The organism is Sorangium sp. So ce204 (genome assembly GCF_051526795.1).
Lineage (GTDB): Bacteria > Myxococcota_A > Polyangia > Polyangiales > Polyangiaceae > Sorangium > Sorangium cellulosum_B.
In genome coordinates this window covers 7,614,181-7,629,286 of the sequence record NZ_CP150317.1, presented here as the reverse complement: position 1 = coordinate 7,629,286, position 15,106 = coordinate 7,614,181, and the positions used below count along the sequence as shown (strand labels likewise).

The 15,106-nt window shown below is 70.4% G+C and carries 8 protein-coding genes and 1 CRISPR repeat array; of the genes, 2 read left to right on the top strand and 6 right to left on the bottom strand.

Going from position 1 to position 15,106, the window contains the following annotated elements; all coding sequences use genetic code 11:
* Nucleotides 1–201: 201 nt before the first annotated feature.
* From WMF22_RS28365 to WMF22_RS28345, 5 genes are all read right to left on the bottom strand, one after another.
* Nucleotides 202–1,344: a hypothetical protein gene (locus tag WMF22_RS28365; protein ID WP_438031805.1), complete on the bottom strand. Its 1,143-nt coding sequence runs from the start codon at nucleotides 1,342–1,344 to the stop codon at nucleotides 202–204.
* 148 nt (nucleotides 1,345–1,492) lie between these two features.
* On the bottom strand, nucleotides 1,493–2,650 hold the full coding sequence (locus WMF22_RS28360; protein WP_438031804.1) for a hypothetical protein: 1,158 nt from the start codon (nucleotides 2,648–2,650) through the stop codon (nucleotides 1,493–1,495).
* Nucleotides 2,647–4,236, bottom strand: coding sequence for an RNA polymerase sigma factor (locus tag WMF22_RS28355; protein ID WP_438031803.1), 1,590 nt, complete (start codon nucleotides 4,234–4,236; stop codon nucleotides 2,647–2,649). The genes WMF22_RS28360 and WMF22_RS28355 overlap by 4 nt, the downstream gene beginning before the upstream one ends.
* Nucleotides 4,237–4,503: 267 nt before the next feature.
* On the bottom strand, nucleotides 4,504–5,535 hold the full coding sequence (locus tag WMF22_RS28350) for a hypothetical protein (protein ID WP_438031802.1): 1,032 nt from the start codon (nucleotides 5,533–5,535) through the stop codon (nucleotides 4,504–4,506).
* 2 nt (nucleotides 5,536–5,537) lie between these two features.
* Nucleotides 5,538–5,936 (bottom strand): hypothetical protein, encoded by a 399-nt coding sequence (locus WMF22_RS28345; RefSeq protein ID WP_438031801.1) that lies wholly within the window; start codon nucleotides 5,934–5,936, stop codon nucleotides 5,538–5,540.
* A 90-nt stretch (nucleotides 5,937–6,026) separates the two neighbouring features.
* A CRISPR array of direct repeats spans nucleotides 6,027–9,685; the repeat unit is 36 nt; unit sequence GCTTCAATGGGGCCGCCGCCTTTCAGCGGCGGAGAG.
* A gap of 875 nt (nucleotides 9,686–10,560) precedes the next feature.
* Between WMF22_RS28345 and WMF22_RS28340 the strand changes: the two genes are divergently transcribed.
* Nucleotides 10,561–10,713, top strand: coding sequence for a hypothetical protein (locus tag WMF22_RS28340; RefSeq protein WP_438031800.1), 153 nt, complete (start codon nucleotides 10,561–10,563; stop codon nucleotides 10,711–10,713).
* An 89-nt stretch (nucleotides 10,714–10,802) separates the two neighbouring features.
* Nucleotides 10,803–13,229 (top strand): hypothetical protein, encoded by a 2,427-nt coding sequence (locus WMF22_RS28335; RefSeq protein WP_438031799.1) that lies wholly within the window; start codon nucleotides 10,803–10,805, stop codon nucleotides 13,227–13,229.
* 145 nt (nucleotides 13,230–13,374) lie between these two features.
* On the opposite strand, the gene WMF22_RS28330 is transcribed toward WMF22_RS28335, so the two are convergent.
* A complete protein-coding gene (locus tag WMF22_RS28330) occupies nucleotides 13,375–14,886 on the bottom strand; it encodes a sigma 54-interacting transcriptional regulator (RefSeq protein ID WP_438031798.1) in 1,512 nt (503 codons plus the stop codon).
* Between the last annotated feature and the right edge of the window lie 220 nt (nucleotides 14,887–15,106).

Here is a 15,106-nt window from a genome sequence, read left to right as displayed (position 1 = left end):
TGCGGAGAGCGCTCACGAAGTCTCAATCCTCACGACCTCACGGCGTCCATCGTATGTATTCCCGATCCATGGCTCCAGGTGTCACACACTTCGCAGCACGTCAGCGTCCCCGCCGACCCTCTCGCCGGGCGCAGGGTCACCGTGCGAATCCACGCCCTGCTCGACGATGCTGTGCGCTTCAGATTTCCGGGAACGCCCCGCTCAGGCCGTGCAGCAGAAGGTCGATGGCGCGCTCGCCTGGAGCTCGCCCACGGGCTCGCCGCCGTGCGGCGCGCACGCGCCCGGCTCGACATCCGCGATCACGGCCGACTTGCTCCCCAGGCCGACGCCCGGAGGCGTCACGACGCAGAAAGGGACGCTGGAGCTGACGAGGCTCGACGCGAGCAGGTCCGTGCAGGCGGCGTCGCGGAACACGGACGCCATGAGGGTGCATGAGGCGCCGGTCGGGTCGCCGCAGCCGCAGGGGGTGCACTCGCGGCCGTCGATCACGTCCTCGAAGAAGACGTGCCTGACGGCGTACCCCTCCGGACAGCTGGCGCCGTCGCCCTCGTGGTAGACGCAGGTAAGGAAGCCCGACGGCGCCGCTGGCACGCACGTCGTCGCGTCCTCGCACGCGCTGTACGCGCCGGCGAGGCACGCCCTGGCCCGCGTCGCCCACGGATCCAGAATGGGGACGGGCGGCGGGGCGTCGGTGCGCGGTGTGCACGCGCCGGTCGTGACCGAGGGCGCCGCGATCGTGAGCGACTGCACGCAAGGCTCGCCGTCGCAGCGCTGATCTTCGGGGATCGGGTTCGCCGCGGTGCACGCGCCGTCCCAGCCGTCGGGCGCGGCGAAGGAGGTCATCACGGCGCCCGGCTCGTCGCCGGGACACGAGGCGGACGAGGATGCGGCCCAGCCGGTGGGGAGCGCGCAGGAGGCCTCGGGCGGATCACACGCGCAGCTCGCGCAGTCGAGCGGCGGCTGCTGGAGATCGGCGAAGCCTTCGTAGCCGAGCGTCGGTGCGTCGGCGGGGCAGTCGGGGACGGCTTCGGCTGGGCCGAACCAGAGCAGCGCCGGGCCGAACCAGCCGAGCGGCGCAGGCGGGGTGCACTGGCCGGAGCACAGCGAGCTGTGCATGTCGCCGCCGGCGCCGCCTTCGCCGCCGGTGCTGTCTTGCCCTCCGGCGGCGCCCTGGCCGCCGGCGCCGCCTTCACCGCCGGCGGCGCCCTGGCTGCCGGTGGTGGCCCCCGAGCAATAACCCAGCTCCTTCTCTTTGGGTGAGCAGGGGCCCGTGATGATGGTGGGCTCTACCTCGCAGCCAGCGATGAGCAGCAGCCCTGGAAGGACGAATCGTGCCGTGCGCATGGCTGAAACCTTACTTGAACGCCATTCTCCAGCACAAGGCCGATGACGTGTGACGATTCTCATGAACACCATTCCCTGAAGCGAGAGGAATTTCTCTTTCCGTTTCAATTTGTCGGAGCATTCTGCAGCGTTCACTGTCGAATCCAGCTCAGAAGCTCGCCTGTAGACCGACGCCGAGTGCCACGGTGACAGCAGGAGCGCTCCAGACAGGGCGCTCGGGCTCAGGATCGTCCGGGTGGCGGAGGATGGCGCCGGCGGCCACAGGATGAACGACATCCGCGTGTGCTCGGGCTGCTAAATTTTCTGAGAGAGGCCACTCGATGCCCGCCCGAGCACCGAATCCGGCGCGGAGGTTCAGCCGTGTTGTCGTGTTGAACGGAACAGCGGCGACCGCATGGCGCACGCCGAGCTCGGCGAGGCCGCACGCGAACAAGCTCCGGCGGTCCAGACAGAAGACGACATCCGTCGTGAGGGTGGAGACCGACATGGCGACGGCGTCGCCGTTTGCTGACAGTGCGGCGAGCCCGCGGACCTCCAGCGCCACGGACCACGCCGGCCAGCGTGCCCCGACGGACAGCGCCGGCCCAGCGGCAACGCCGGGGGTCATCCCGAGGCCTGCCACCGCGCCGAGGCCGGCCACCCAGCGGAAGCGCTCCGCCGGCGCTCGCAGTACTGCGCTGCTCCGGGGCGGCGCGCGCACGGGCGACGCCGTACGCGGCGGAGTTGGCGGCGCAGGGGAGGATGGCGGCGCAGGGGCCGGCTTCGGCGGGCAGGGCCGCTCCGGCGAGCAGGGCTCCTCGGGCGGCGCGGGCGGCGAAGCCGGTTTCGCCGGTGCAACCGGTGGTGCGGGGAGCTCGGCGGCGTCGTCGAGCAGCAAGGCGATGGACACGGCCATGGCGGTGACGAGCACCTTGCAGTCGTCGCGCGCGCTGAACCCGTCGGCCCAGCGTCCGTGACCGTCGCCATCGCGGAGGAACAGCGACGCGGCGAGCTTGCCGTGCCGGCGCTCGATGGATGCCGTCATCGTGAACGGAGCCTCCGCATCATAGGGGTCGACCCCTCCCATCGCCCGGACCGTCTCCGCGCGCAGGAACGGCTCGTCCGGGCAATCCTCGGCGCCTGGCCCGCGGATGAACTCGATCCGCACCCGGAGCGGCGTGGGCGTGGGCTCGGCCCGGACCGGCGTGACGCCAGCGACGGAGATCGCGCCCGCGGCTATCGAGGCGAGCGCTGCGCGGCCCGCCCGCTTCATGCTCGTGCTCTCGCCGTGCGATGTCCGGCGCACGTGCATCGTCCGTGCGGTCACGGAAGCTTCTGCCCCGCCACGCCGCCGGCCGGCGTCGCCTGCTCCGCCGCCGCCTTCGTTCGCAGGCGCTCGCGCATCAGCTTGAGCTGCCCCTCGGGGAACCGTCGCTCGTGGGCGGCGATGCGCTCCAGCGCGGTCGCCCTGTCGCCTTGCAACAGCGCCTGCCTGGCGGCGTCGAGTAGCTGCAGCTCGTCGGCGAGCGGCTCTCGATCCTGGTCGGAGGGAGCGCGCTGCTCCGGCGCGGCGGGCTTGCGCTGGCGGAAGGCGCTTGCCGGCGCGGGCGCGGGTCCGGGCGCGGGCGCACGAGGGGGTGGAGCTGCCTTATCCGAGATCGCGTCGGATCGCGGTACATCGGAGCGCGGCGCGTCGGAGCGCGGCGCGTCGGAGCGCGGCGCGTCGGAGCGCGGCCGCCCATCGGGACCGGTCTCCGGTCGCGCATCGGGGTGGACGGCACGCAAGGGGAGGAGCGGTGTCGCGATCGGGCCCAGGCGGCGGGCCCAGAGGGCAGGCGCCGGCGCGAGCGCGGCGAACAGCGCCGCGCCGCCGACGCCTGCCGTCGCCAACGCCAGCGCCAGGCCGATGAACCGGGCGAGCGCCGGGCGCATGAACCGAGCAGGCGGGCGCGCGCGGCGGGCGGCCCGCCACGGTCGATCCGCGAGGCCCTGGGGTCCGAGATCGCTCGGGGGCTCGGGACGGGTCGCGGGTGGGTTCGCCTCGACCATGGCGGACGCGCCGGAGTGGACGGCTGGCGACGCGACGGCGGAGCGCGAGGAGGTGAGGGAGAAGAGCGGGAGCATGAGCAGGCCGGACCGGAGCGCGCGCTGCTCCTCGGGGCGCAGGCGCTTCACGGCGGCGCGGAAGTCTTCGCGCGCGAGGCGCAGCCGACTCGAAGCGGTGTTCTCGTTGAGCTCGAGGGACCGCGCGATCTCGCGCAGCGGGATCCCGACCATGTCGGCCATGATCAGGATGGCGCGCCGTTCGGGTGCGATCGTCGCCAGCAGGCGGGTCGCGATCGCGATCCGCTGGTTCGTGGCGATGCGCTGCTCGCTGCTCGGCGCGACGTCGGCGCCTTCGAAGTACGCCTCATCCGTAAGGCCCACCGGCACCTCGAGGCGCCGGTAATTGCGCTCCAGATGGTGCCGGACCTTTCGCCAGGCGATCCCGAAGAGCCAGCTGGACTCGACACGCCAGCGCGGGCCGAGGCCGTGCGGGCGCGATGGCCGAGAGGGATCGCGCGGCGCCGGCCGAGGGATCGACGCCGGGTCGTCCTGCTCCTGCTGCTCCTGGGTGGTGTCCGCGGCGGCAGCGGGCACGGCCAACACGAAGTCCTGGAGAAGCGGCGAGGCGACCGGCGGCAGTGAGGCAGAGCCAGGTGCCGAGGCAGGATAGGCGGGGTTGTACCGGGGGAGGCTGGTGTAGGCGCCGAGGAGGACCTCCTGGGACAGGTCGTCGATGTCGTTCTCGGCGACGCCGAGGTAGCGGAGCATCCCCGGGAGGACGTGAACGGCGGTCGCGTGCATGGACGTCCAGGTGCTGTGCTGGACGAGGTCGTCGGGAGGGGGCGGGAGGGGAGAGAGAAGGCTCATGCTTAGAATTGCGGGGATTTCTCGGGATCGTCACAAAATCGACGGGGGCTAGCACCGAGGGGTGGGGCGGGAGCGTGGCCGACGGTGGCAGGAGGTCGGACCGGTGCGGGGCGCTGGGCGGCGCGGGGGCGACGTGCTCCGGCCCTTCCCCGAGCCCTGGCGCTGGACCGCGCCCTGGCCTCGCCGCGAGCCCGGTGGGAGAACGGAGGCACCCATCCGGAATAGGTGCCTTCGGTCAGGCGCGCTGGCCGGAGCCGCTGCGACCCCTCACAGCCGAGCGAGCCGGCCGTCTTCGAGCAGCACCCAGGGGGCTGGGGCTGAGTACGCCTCGGTCCCGGCAATGGGCAGCCTTGGCGCATCCGTGAGCTGATCGAGCCCCTTGTCTCGGAGTCGCGTACCACGTTCGGTGAGGCGATACACCTCCGAGAGCATGGGATAGCCAGCATGAGGCGGCTTTGGACCAGGCGCGCGCTCCACGGCCGCACTCGAATCGTGGTCTGCCCAGTGCCCGAGCCGGCGCGGTAGGAACAGATCGCCCGTGCAGGAAAGGAGATGCCAGAGGTTCATTTGCATCTCCGATTCGTTGGCGACCAAGGCCAACGGAGTTTTCCACTCTGTCGAGAGGAGGGCCAGCGTGAGTTCGTCGAATCGGCTGAGGCGCAGGGAACCCTCCGCGGTCTTTCTTGGGAAGAAGCAAGAGAGAAGCGTCCAGAGGGAGGCAAGCTCCGGGAATCCTTCAACGCCACGGACGCAGCTCTCGACGAATTGCACGGGGTTCTCATCGACGTAGCTCTCCCAGAGGCGAATGGCATTTTCGTGGCGTTCCCGCGACCAAGGTCGTGCCTTACCGAGGTGGTCCAGAAGAACCTCGTCAGCATGATCGGACACTGACTCGGAACAGGTGAACGGACGAGCCAACACCTCGCGGCTCGCCGCTCTCGATGGTGGAATAGGCTCGAAATCGACAACAAATATGTCGTAATGCGCGAAGCCGAGATGACGCAGCCAGCTACAAATCCTCCAGAGGTTCACCCGCTCATGGAGGCTCGCCGACACCCACAAGGCGATGGGGGGCTCCCAGTGGACATCTGACGAATAGGCTTTGTCCCATTCTTTGGTCGAATTCCACCACGCACGACGCGCCCGGACATGCTCCAAGGCATCCCGACGACTCGGACCGACGACAAGGCGATCGGACGCGCACACGACATGGGTCGCACCAACTTGCAATAGCTGCTCCGTGGTCAGCCCATCGAACGCGACATGGGTGCCCTCGCCAATATCAACAAGGCTCGCCATATTCAATAGAACCCGCACTTGTAGCACTGCCTGAACTTGTAATCATGGCCCTTCAAACAATTTTCTTGACATACGGCACAGAGCGTTATCCCCTCATCAACAAAGCGCGAACAAGGCCATGGCATATCTATGCAGTCGACATACATGTCGGCACATGTCTTCATCGGCGTGCACGCTCCCGCCATCTCAAGCTCTGCGCTGCCCACTTCTTCGTCGTCCGGCTCGTCATCTGCGCCGTTGCTTGGATAATCTCCCGCACCTACAGATCCTGTCGGATATTCATCACCCGCACCTCCCGGCTCCACCGTGTCGCAGGTGTAGGTCAAGTCGCATGCCGACACGAGACCCATCGCGAGTCCGCACAGCACGAGTGCGCTCGCCTTCTTCAAGCCGTTTCCCATGTTTTCCTTCCTATTCCTGTTACCGAGCACGCTCTTTGATGGGCGTGCGATCCGCAGGTAGCGCTTGTGAAGCCTGCGAGAAAGGCTACGGCTTCAATGGGGCCGCCGCCTTTCAGCGGCGGAGAGGGTCACCGCGCTGTTCACCATCGACCTTCCACGAACCCTCGCTTCAATGGGGCCGCCGCCTTTCAGCGGCGGAGAGCGAGCCTCCCCGACACGCGCGGTGAGCTCGGCCTGGGTGCTTCAATGGGGCCGCCGCCTTTCAGCGGCGGAGAGCCACAGCTTTCCACGTGGCACGTTGATCGACTACGAGCTTCAATGGGGACGCCGCCTTTCAGCGGCGGAGAGGCTCGAGCTCTCGTCGTACGTGTACGTGACATAGAGGCTTCAATGGGGCCGCCGCCTTTCAGCGGCGGAGAGAGAGGCAGCGAGCCGCCGATGCTTCCCGACGCAGACGAGGGGCTTCAATGGGGCCGCCGCCTTTCAGCGGCGGAGAGCAGGTGCGCGAGGACGTGGCGACGCCGGCCGAGTCCGCTTCAATGGGGCCGCCGCCTTTCAGCGGCGGAGAGTCATGCTCTGGCCGAGCAACACGTCCGAGGACATGATGCTTCAATGGGGCCGCCGCCTTTCAGCGGCGGAGAGTGCGAATCTTCCACGGGGTGCCGCCCTCTGCCGTGTGCTTCAATGGGGCCGCCGCCTTTCAGCGGCGGAGAGCAAGGTCGTCCGGTTCGGCGCATGCTCCGCGGGCGTGGGCGTCAATGGGGCCGCCGCCTTTCAGCGGCGGAGAGACATCTGGCTTTCGGCGGATGACTACAACACCGCCCGCGCTTCAATGAGGCCGCCGCCTTTCAGCGGCGGAGAGCCAGCATGGAAGCGAGGTAGGTCATGCACCCTTACGAGCTTCAATGGGGCCGCCGCCTTTCAGCGGCGGAGAGGAGGCGCCTCGGCAGTCGACCGCCGAGAGCTCGAGATAGCTTCAATGGGGCCGCCGCCTTTCAGCGGCGGAGAGAATGGACATCGATGGACGCAAGGCGCGCATCCGCCTCGCTTCAATGGGGCCGCCGCCTTTCAGCGGCGGAGAGTGCCAGAGCGCGTGTCTGGCGATCCGGTCCTTGGTGACGCTTCAATGGGGCCGCCGCCTTTCAGCGGCGGAGAGTTCCTGCCGAAGGCGGTGCGCCACAACGCGCCGGCGCTTCAATGGGGCCGCCGCCTTTCAGCGGCGGAGAGAAGCGGAGCGCAAGAAAAAGAAGCTGAACGCCGACATGCTTCAATGGGGCCGCCGCCTTTCAGCGGCGGAGAGGGTGATGCGTCGCTCTCTCAGGTAGCGGCCATCGCACTGCTTCAATGGGGCCGCCGCCTTTCAGCGGCGGAGAGTCCAACGTCGCCGGGCGCTTCGGGACGAAGCAGGGGATGCTTCAATGGGGCCGCCGCCTTTCAGCGGCGGAGAGCTCGAAGTTTTGCCGAAGTGAGAACAGCGACCTGTTGGCTTCAATGGGGCCGCCGCCTTTCAGCGGCGGAGAGTCTCGGCAGCAGGGAACACGCTGTTGTCCACCGGGATGCTTCAATGGGGCCGCCGCCTTTCAGCGGCGGAGAGCCGGTATCGGTCCAGCGATTGAGTGCCTTGTGGGTGGTCTGCTTCAATGGGGCCGCCGCCTTTCAGCGGCGGAGAGCGGGGGATCCAGCCCCAGCCGATCGCAATTGGACCAGGTGCTTCAATGGGGCCGCCGCCTTTCAGCGGCGGAGAGGAGCCGAGCCTCCGTGGCGAAGAAGACGTGGCCAAGATCGCTTCAATGGGGCCGCCGCCTTTCAGCGGCGGAGAGAATAAGTAACTAAGGACCAGTATGGAGCCGGTACCCACTTGCTTCAATGGGGCCGCCGCCTTTCAGCGGCGGAGAGGTCGCGTTCGAGAGGCGCTGCGCGCCGCAGGCGGTCTGCTTCAATGGGGCCGCCGCCTTTCAGCGGCGGAGAGGGTGAGCTCGGCCCGGAGGCGCAGGCCAAGGGCGTGGCTTCAATGGGGCCGCCGCCTTTCAGCGGCGGAGAGCGAGCGCCCGGTTCGGCTCGCTCTTGAGGCTCGCGAGGCTTCAATGGGGCCGCCGCCTTTCAGCGGCGGAGAGCGGCCGGCAACCTGGTGCCGATCACCGCGAGCACGACGATGCTTCAATGGGGCCGCCGCCTTTCAGCGGCGGAGAGCACTCCTCCGGCGGGAACGCCGCGGTGCGGAGTCCGTAGATGCTTCAATGGGGCCGCCGCCTTTCAGCGGCGGAGAGCTGCCTGTCGGTTGGCCGCGCGCGCTTCTCACGATCGATGCTTCAATGGGGCCGCCGCCTTTCAGCGGCGGAGAGAGCGCGTGTTCGCCTACGCCCCGAAGGGGTACATCCTGCTTCAATGGGGCCGCCGCCTTTCAGCGGCGGAGAGCGCTGCCAGCCGCACGCGGGGGCCTACGGGGTGATCGGGCTTCAATGGGGCCGCCGCCTTTCAGCGGCGGAGAGCCCCGGACGATGCGAGCCCAGGAGAGGCGAGAGCATGCTTCAATGGGGCCGCCGCCTTTCAGCGGCGGAGAGTCCTAGGAGAATGCGCGCGATCTCTATGGGCATGGGCTGCTTCAATGGGGCCGCCGCCTTTCAGCGGCGGAGAGGAGTTGACTCCCTTCAGGAGCTTTTCTACGTTCACGTCCGCGCTTCAATGGGGCCGCCGCCTTTCAGCGGCGGAGAGCACCTTAAAAGCCGGGCGGTCGTCCGAGCCCTTGACGATGCTTCAATGGGGCCGCCGCCTTTCAACGGCGGAGAGCACTGACCACCAAGACGGGGTTACGGTCCGCCCTGTGTGCTTCAATGGGGCCGCCGCCTTTCAGCGGCGGAGAGCGTCCAGCGCAGCTGACGCCGAAAGCCCGCACGCCGCTTCAATGGGGCCGCCGCCTTTCAGCGGCGGAGAGAGCCCGGATCGGAGTCCTCAACAGGTGCAGCAACAGGCTTCAATGGGGCCGCCGCCTTTCAGCGGCGGAGAGGAACGTACGTGCCGAGGAGCTTGTCCAGGGTCCGCCAGGCTTCAATGGGGCCGCCGCCTTTCAGCGGCGGAGAGCACCTAATGAGGGCAAGATGAAGCTAAGAGAGTGGATCGCTTCAATGGGGCCGCCGCCTTTCAGCGGCGGAGAGGTGGAGAAGAAAGGTCGACAGAAGCGACCAGGTAGAGGCTTCAATGGGGCCGCCGCCTTTCAGCGGCGGAGAGGACGAGCACCGGCGCCAGCGGGTCGCGCGCGAGCAGCGTGCTTCAATGGGGCCGCCGCCTTTCAGCGGCGGAGAGTGCTCAGGCACTGGAAGGCGATCAGCGTCTACTGTAAGCTTCAATGGGGCCGCCGCCTTTCAGCGGCGGAGAGTGCGCCACGCCAAGCACGGCTGGATCGAGGTCCCGGCGCTTCAATGGGGCCGCCGCCTTTCAGCGGCGGAGAGCTGCGGCGAGAGCCTGGCGCGGGCCAGGGCGCGAAGAGGCGCTTCAATGGGGCCGCCGCCTTTCAGCGGCGGAGAGTACGTCGTGGGCATGCGCGCTCGCCTGGTCCAGGACGGCTTCAATGGGGCCGCCGCCTTTCAGCGGCGGAGAGCCGCCCGGACTCTGGGTCGGCAATAAAATAGGCCCTGTCGCCGCTTCAATGGGGCCGCCGCCTTTCAGCGGCGGAGAGCCGTGGGGGCTAGCGAGATCTGGCCGCGGTTCACGACCGCGCTTCAATGGGGCCGCCGCCTTTCAGCGGCGGAGAGAGGCCTCCCAGGGGTACCTGACATTTCGCGTACTTGCAAGCCGGTTTGCGAGAGGTTCCCGTTCGCCCCCCCTTCCCCGGGGGCCGGGGGCCTTCCGGAGGCACCCCTCCCTCTCGAAAACTTTCGTCATTTCAAACACCTGCCCGCCTTGCGAGCGCCCCCCGGGTTTTTCGCGTCACTCCACCGCTCGCAGCCGGTGTTCCCGCCCTCGTCATACCACACCCCGTCCTCTCCTCGGGCAGCCCTTCCGCTCTCGCCGGCGGCTCGGCTCGTACACTCGCCGGCGGCTGCGCTCGTGCCCCCCACCTCCGCCGCTCGCTGCCCCGCCTCCGGCGCTGTGTCCTCCGGCTCGCACGACGCATGCCCCACCTCGGCCACGTGGCCCCCCGCCTCGCTCGACTCATCCCCCACCTCGCCCGACTCATCCCCCACCTCGCCCGACTCATCCCCTGCGGGGCGCTTGCCCTCGGACCCGGGGGAGACGTCTTTCGCCGCGGGGCGCCCGTCTACCGCCTCGGGGCGCCCGCGCTTTCTGCGGGGACCTCGCCTTCCGAGACCCCGCGTGCATCGCCCGCCCCTGGGGGCCGCTCGTTCGACCCAGGTGTCCCTTCACCCTGGCCGGAGCGCCAGCTTGCCCGGCGCGTCCTGGGCGCACGTGACGCCTTCTGTCACGACGCGGCGCACTGCCGCGGTGTGGAAGCCCGATCCTTCGATGACGACAGCAGAGCACCTGAGCGGAACGCGCTGCCCTCCGCGAGGATTGCCGCCATCAACGCGTGCACGGGCCCCGAGGGAGGCGCCCCGCTCTCGGCGAGGGGGAGCCTCTATACCAGCTGCCGCACACGCAAATGCGGCCGACTCCGTTCGGAGGATGGGTGAGCAACCAGGCGAATGCGACCACGATCGCTGCCGCCGGCAGGAGGGCTGATTCGGTTCAGGGCGAGGCCCGCGGGGCGAGGCTGGCGGCGCGGCCGGCGCAGGCGGCGCGCGGCGGCATCGCGGAATTCGCCGCGGCGCATTTGCGTTGAATTTGCCGCGCCGCAGTGCGGTAATCGCCCGAGGAGCCCCCCGGATGCTCGGGGGACGCGGCTCGCGGCATCACCATGGACAGGGACGCGTGACGGGCGGACGAGACAGCGGCGGGGACCTTCCGGTGGGCGAGAGCGTCCCGCCCGCGCCCGTCGAGGCGAGCGGCTGCGAGGGCGCGCCCGGGGCCGAGCTGCGGTCGGTCGCGGCGGGCGGCGCCACGCTCTGGCTCACGCAGGCGCCCGGGTTCTCGCTGTGGCGCGGCGAGGTGGCCGCGCCGGATCGGCTGCGGATCGAGGGGCGCGACGGCTACCTCCACGAGCTCCGGCTCGAGCCGGTCGGCGCGCTGCGGCTCGGTCGCGTGGAGCGCGTGGGCGACGAGCGCAACGAGCTCGTCTACCCCGACGTGGCGTCGCGGCTCGCGGCCTCGCTGCGCCACGACGGCGTGCGCTGGTGGCTGCGCCGCCGCGAGGAGTGCAGCGTGCCCGTGCAGGTCGGCGCGCGGCACCTCGCGCGCGGGGAGGAGTCGCCGCTCGTGCACGGCACCTTCGTCTGCGTCGGCGGCATGCGCGCGACGTTCTTCGACCGCCGCTACGCCGCGCTGTCGGTCCCCGCCGGCGCGGTGGACCCGGCGACGGGCCTGCTCGCGCGCGCCGGGCTGGAGCAGGAGTGCGCGTCGCTGCTCGCGCGGAAGGGCCAGGGCGCGCTCGTCCTGCTGCGGCCGATCGAGGCGGGCGCGCCCTCGCGCGCGGCGGCCGCGCTGGTCGCGGTGCACCGGCTGTGGCCGGATCTGCCTGTCGGCGACGCGGACGGCACGGCGGTGGTGCTCGTGCGGGGCGGCGCCGCGGAGGCGGCCGCCGCGGCCCGGCAGGCCCTGGAGGCCGCCGAGGCCGCGGGGCTCGGGGCGTTCGCGTGCGGCTACTTCACGATCGCCGGCGAGGCGGACGTCGCCGGCCGCGAGGTCGAGCTCGGCCTGCACGCGATTGCGTCGCTCGCGGCGGAGCGCGAGCGGGGCGCGTCGCTCGCGGCGGAGCGCGAGCGCGGCGCATCGCTCGGGGCGGAGCGCGAGCGGGGCGCCTCACTCGGGGCGGAGCGCGAGCGCGGCGCGGCGGGCGCGAACGGCGCGTCCACCCCCGTGGCGGAGCTCCGCGACGGCACGGCCAGCGCGCGTTTCGCCGCGCCGTTCGAGGTGATCGAGGCGTCGCGGAGCGGGCGCCGGGCGACGGTCCTGTTCGGCATCGAGGAGCAGAGCGCGCTCGGCGGCGTCGGGCCGCACGTCATCGGGGCGCTCGCGCAGGAGCTCGCGGCGGTCGTCGCGACCCACGCGGGCGCCGGCGCGCTGATCGCGCCGCTCGCGCCCGGCGTGGTCGCCGCGTGTGTGCCCCGCAAGGCGGATCCTGCGGTGATGGCGAGCGCGGTGCAGTGCGACTGGCACGGCCGGCCGCCCATCCTCGACGGGAGGGTCGAGCACGCGCGGACCCTGTCGTGGGAGCTCCTGCACGACGCCGACGCGGGCGCGCGGGCGGCGGAGATCTCGCGCGAGTGCGGCGATCCGCACGGGGTGCTCTCGGCGCTGAGCGGCGGCCTGCCCTATCCCATCGCGGGGCGGGTGCGGGCGGCGATCGGGGCGTCGAGCGCGATCGAGCGGGTGAAGATGCTGTTCGACGTGCTCGAGGGCACGTGGCGCTTCATCGCGACGGTGCTCGTCTCGGCCTTCTTCAGCGGCGGCAGCGCGCCCCCGACCTCCGCGCGCGGCGGCGTCCCGAGCGGGCCGGGCGTGGGCGGGGGGAGCGCGGGCGCGAGCGGGCCGGGCGCGGGCGGGGCGCCTCCCGGGTGGAGCGCGCTCCTCGACTTCCACGGTCGCACGCGCACGCGCGACGGCCTGGCGCTCGGCGCGTGGCGCGAGCTCGCGCGCACGGCCGCGCGGGCGTTCGGCGATCGCGACGATCCGATCGGCTCGATGGCGAGGGAGGTGCTCGACGTCAAGCTGTCGCACAACCAGACGTTCGAGACGCTCTCGAACCTGATGCAGGCCGAGCGCAACCAGTTCGCGCACGGCCACTACACCGAGGCGCGGGCGGCCGCGGATCTGCCCGACTTCGAGCAGATGACGCGCGCGCTCCTGCGGGCGCAGCGGCCGCTCTGCGCGTGGACGCTGGTGACGGTCGAGAAGACGGAGCCGGACCTCTACGGCGATCTCCAGACGGTGGAGTTCATCGATCACACGGGCCCTTACGCGTCCGGGACGCGGCGGCGCATCGGCCTGAACTCCCCTGTTCGCCTGTCGAACGTGGTCTATCTGGCCCGCTTCCGCGAGGGGCTGATGCTGCCGCTCGAGCCGATGGTGCGGCGGCTCGCGCCGGACGACCGGTTCGATCTCTATTGGATGGATCACCTGCCGCGGCCGGGGACGTGCCATATGAGCGCGGTCGTCGCGGGCCGGGCGGTGAAGGCGCCCTGCGATCCGCGGCGCACGCCGCCGCTCCTGCGCGCGATGCTGGACGCCGCGGGCGGCTGAGGGGGTGGCGAGGCGACGGGGGCGGCGTCGGTCGGCGAGCGGACGAGCTTGCAGGTCGCGTCGACAGGAGCGCGGTTGAGGCAACCGCGATGAGCCGCGGAGGCCCACCCGCGTCGGCCCGCTCCGCCTTCGATCGTTCGTCGCTCTAGCTGGTCTCTTTGGGCTTTCGCGGCCGCGGGAGGTCGTATTTCTCGATCTTGCTGACGAGCGTGCGCCGCGAGACGCCGAGCATCTTCGCGGCATACGTCTGGTTCCCCACACACTTCTCGAGCGCCTCGATGATGCGCTGCCTCTCGTTCGGAGCCGACGCGAGCGCTTGCGACGGGCTCGCCTCTTTCCCGCGTGGGGCCATCGGCTCCTCAGGACGGCTCTTCGCATCGCGGTCGTCCACGGCGGCGCCCGGCGCCGGGACCCGAGGCGCGTCGCCGGCCGTCATCCTGGGCGGCAGGTGCTCCGGGAGCAGGCGATCGCCGGCGCAGAGCATGACGGCGCGCTCCATCACGTTGCGCAGCTCCCGGATGTTGCCCGGCCAAGGATAGCGCTCGAGCAGCGCGACGGCCTCGCCCGAGAGCGCGGGGATCTGCGATCGCTCGAACGCCTTGCACGCCCTCGCCGCGAAGAGCTCGGCGAGAGGGGCGATGTCGGCGATGCGCTGCCGCAGCGGCGGAATCGTGAGCGTCACCCCGTTGAGCCGGAAATAGAGATCTTGCCGGAAAGCCCCGCGCGCGACGTCGGCCTCGAGATCGCGGTGGGTGGCGGAGAGGAAGCGGACATCGATGCTGCGCGGGACCCGGCCGCCGACGCGGAGCACCTGGTGTTCTTCGAGCACGCGCAGGAGCTTGACCTGGATCGTCTGCGGCAGCTCGCCCACCTCGTCGAGGAACACCGTGCCCCCGTCGGCCGCCTCGAACAACCCCGGCCGCGCCTGCACCGCCCCGGTGAAGGCGCCCTTCTCGTGACCGAAGAGCTCGCTCTCCAGGAGCGACTCGGACAGAGCAGCACAGTTGAGCCCGAGAAACGGCCCTCGCGCGCGGGCAGGCGAGGAACGGCGGTGGATGGCCTGAGCCAGCACCTCCTTGCCGGTGCCGGTCTCTCCGAGCAGAAGGACGCTGATGCGGCCCGGGGCGGCGAGGTCGGCCTGCTCGTAGAGGGCCCGCATGGACGGGTCCCGCACGACGATATCGCTGCTCCGGCCGGACGCGGAGGGCGAGCGCCCGCCGGCGGAAGGTGCGCTCTCGGCGGTCTGGGTCCGGCGGACGACCACGAAGACCGAACCCAGGGTGATGCATTCGCCGGGCGCGATATCGATCGTCTGCTTCGAGACCTGCCGCAGCTCTTCTGTCTTCAGCGTCTCGACGGTCGCGAGCGGGGCCCGGACGAAGGTCGCGTTCGTGCCGCCGAGATCTTCGAGCCGCAGCTGGGGACCGAGGTGCAGGATCGCGTGCCGGCGCGAGACGGAGCGGTGGTTGATGCAGATGTCGTTGTCGGAGGAGCGGCCGATCGAGACGGAGCCGCTCTCGGGCAGGGGATAGGCCACGACCCCGTCGCTGGCGAACACCGCGAGCTCCCGGAGCACCTTCTCTCCGGAGAGGCACGCCGCGGCGCGATCCTTCGGGGGCACCGCGCTGGCCGGCTGGATCCGACGTGAACGATCCATACTCACCGATCCTTTCTACACCTCGATGGTGCTCCCAGGGAAGATGCGGTGAGCTCGACGTGCTGGAGTGCCCGGCGTGCAACGGTAGGATGAAGCGCGTCGCCGTGGTCGCGGAGCCGGAGAGCCGCCGCCAGCTCTCTGGCCGCGCTCGGCGAGCCGACCGAAGCTCCAGTACGCTCGCCTGGCATGGGGCTGTTGATGTGAAATGTTGCCGCTTTAC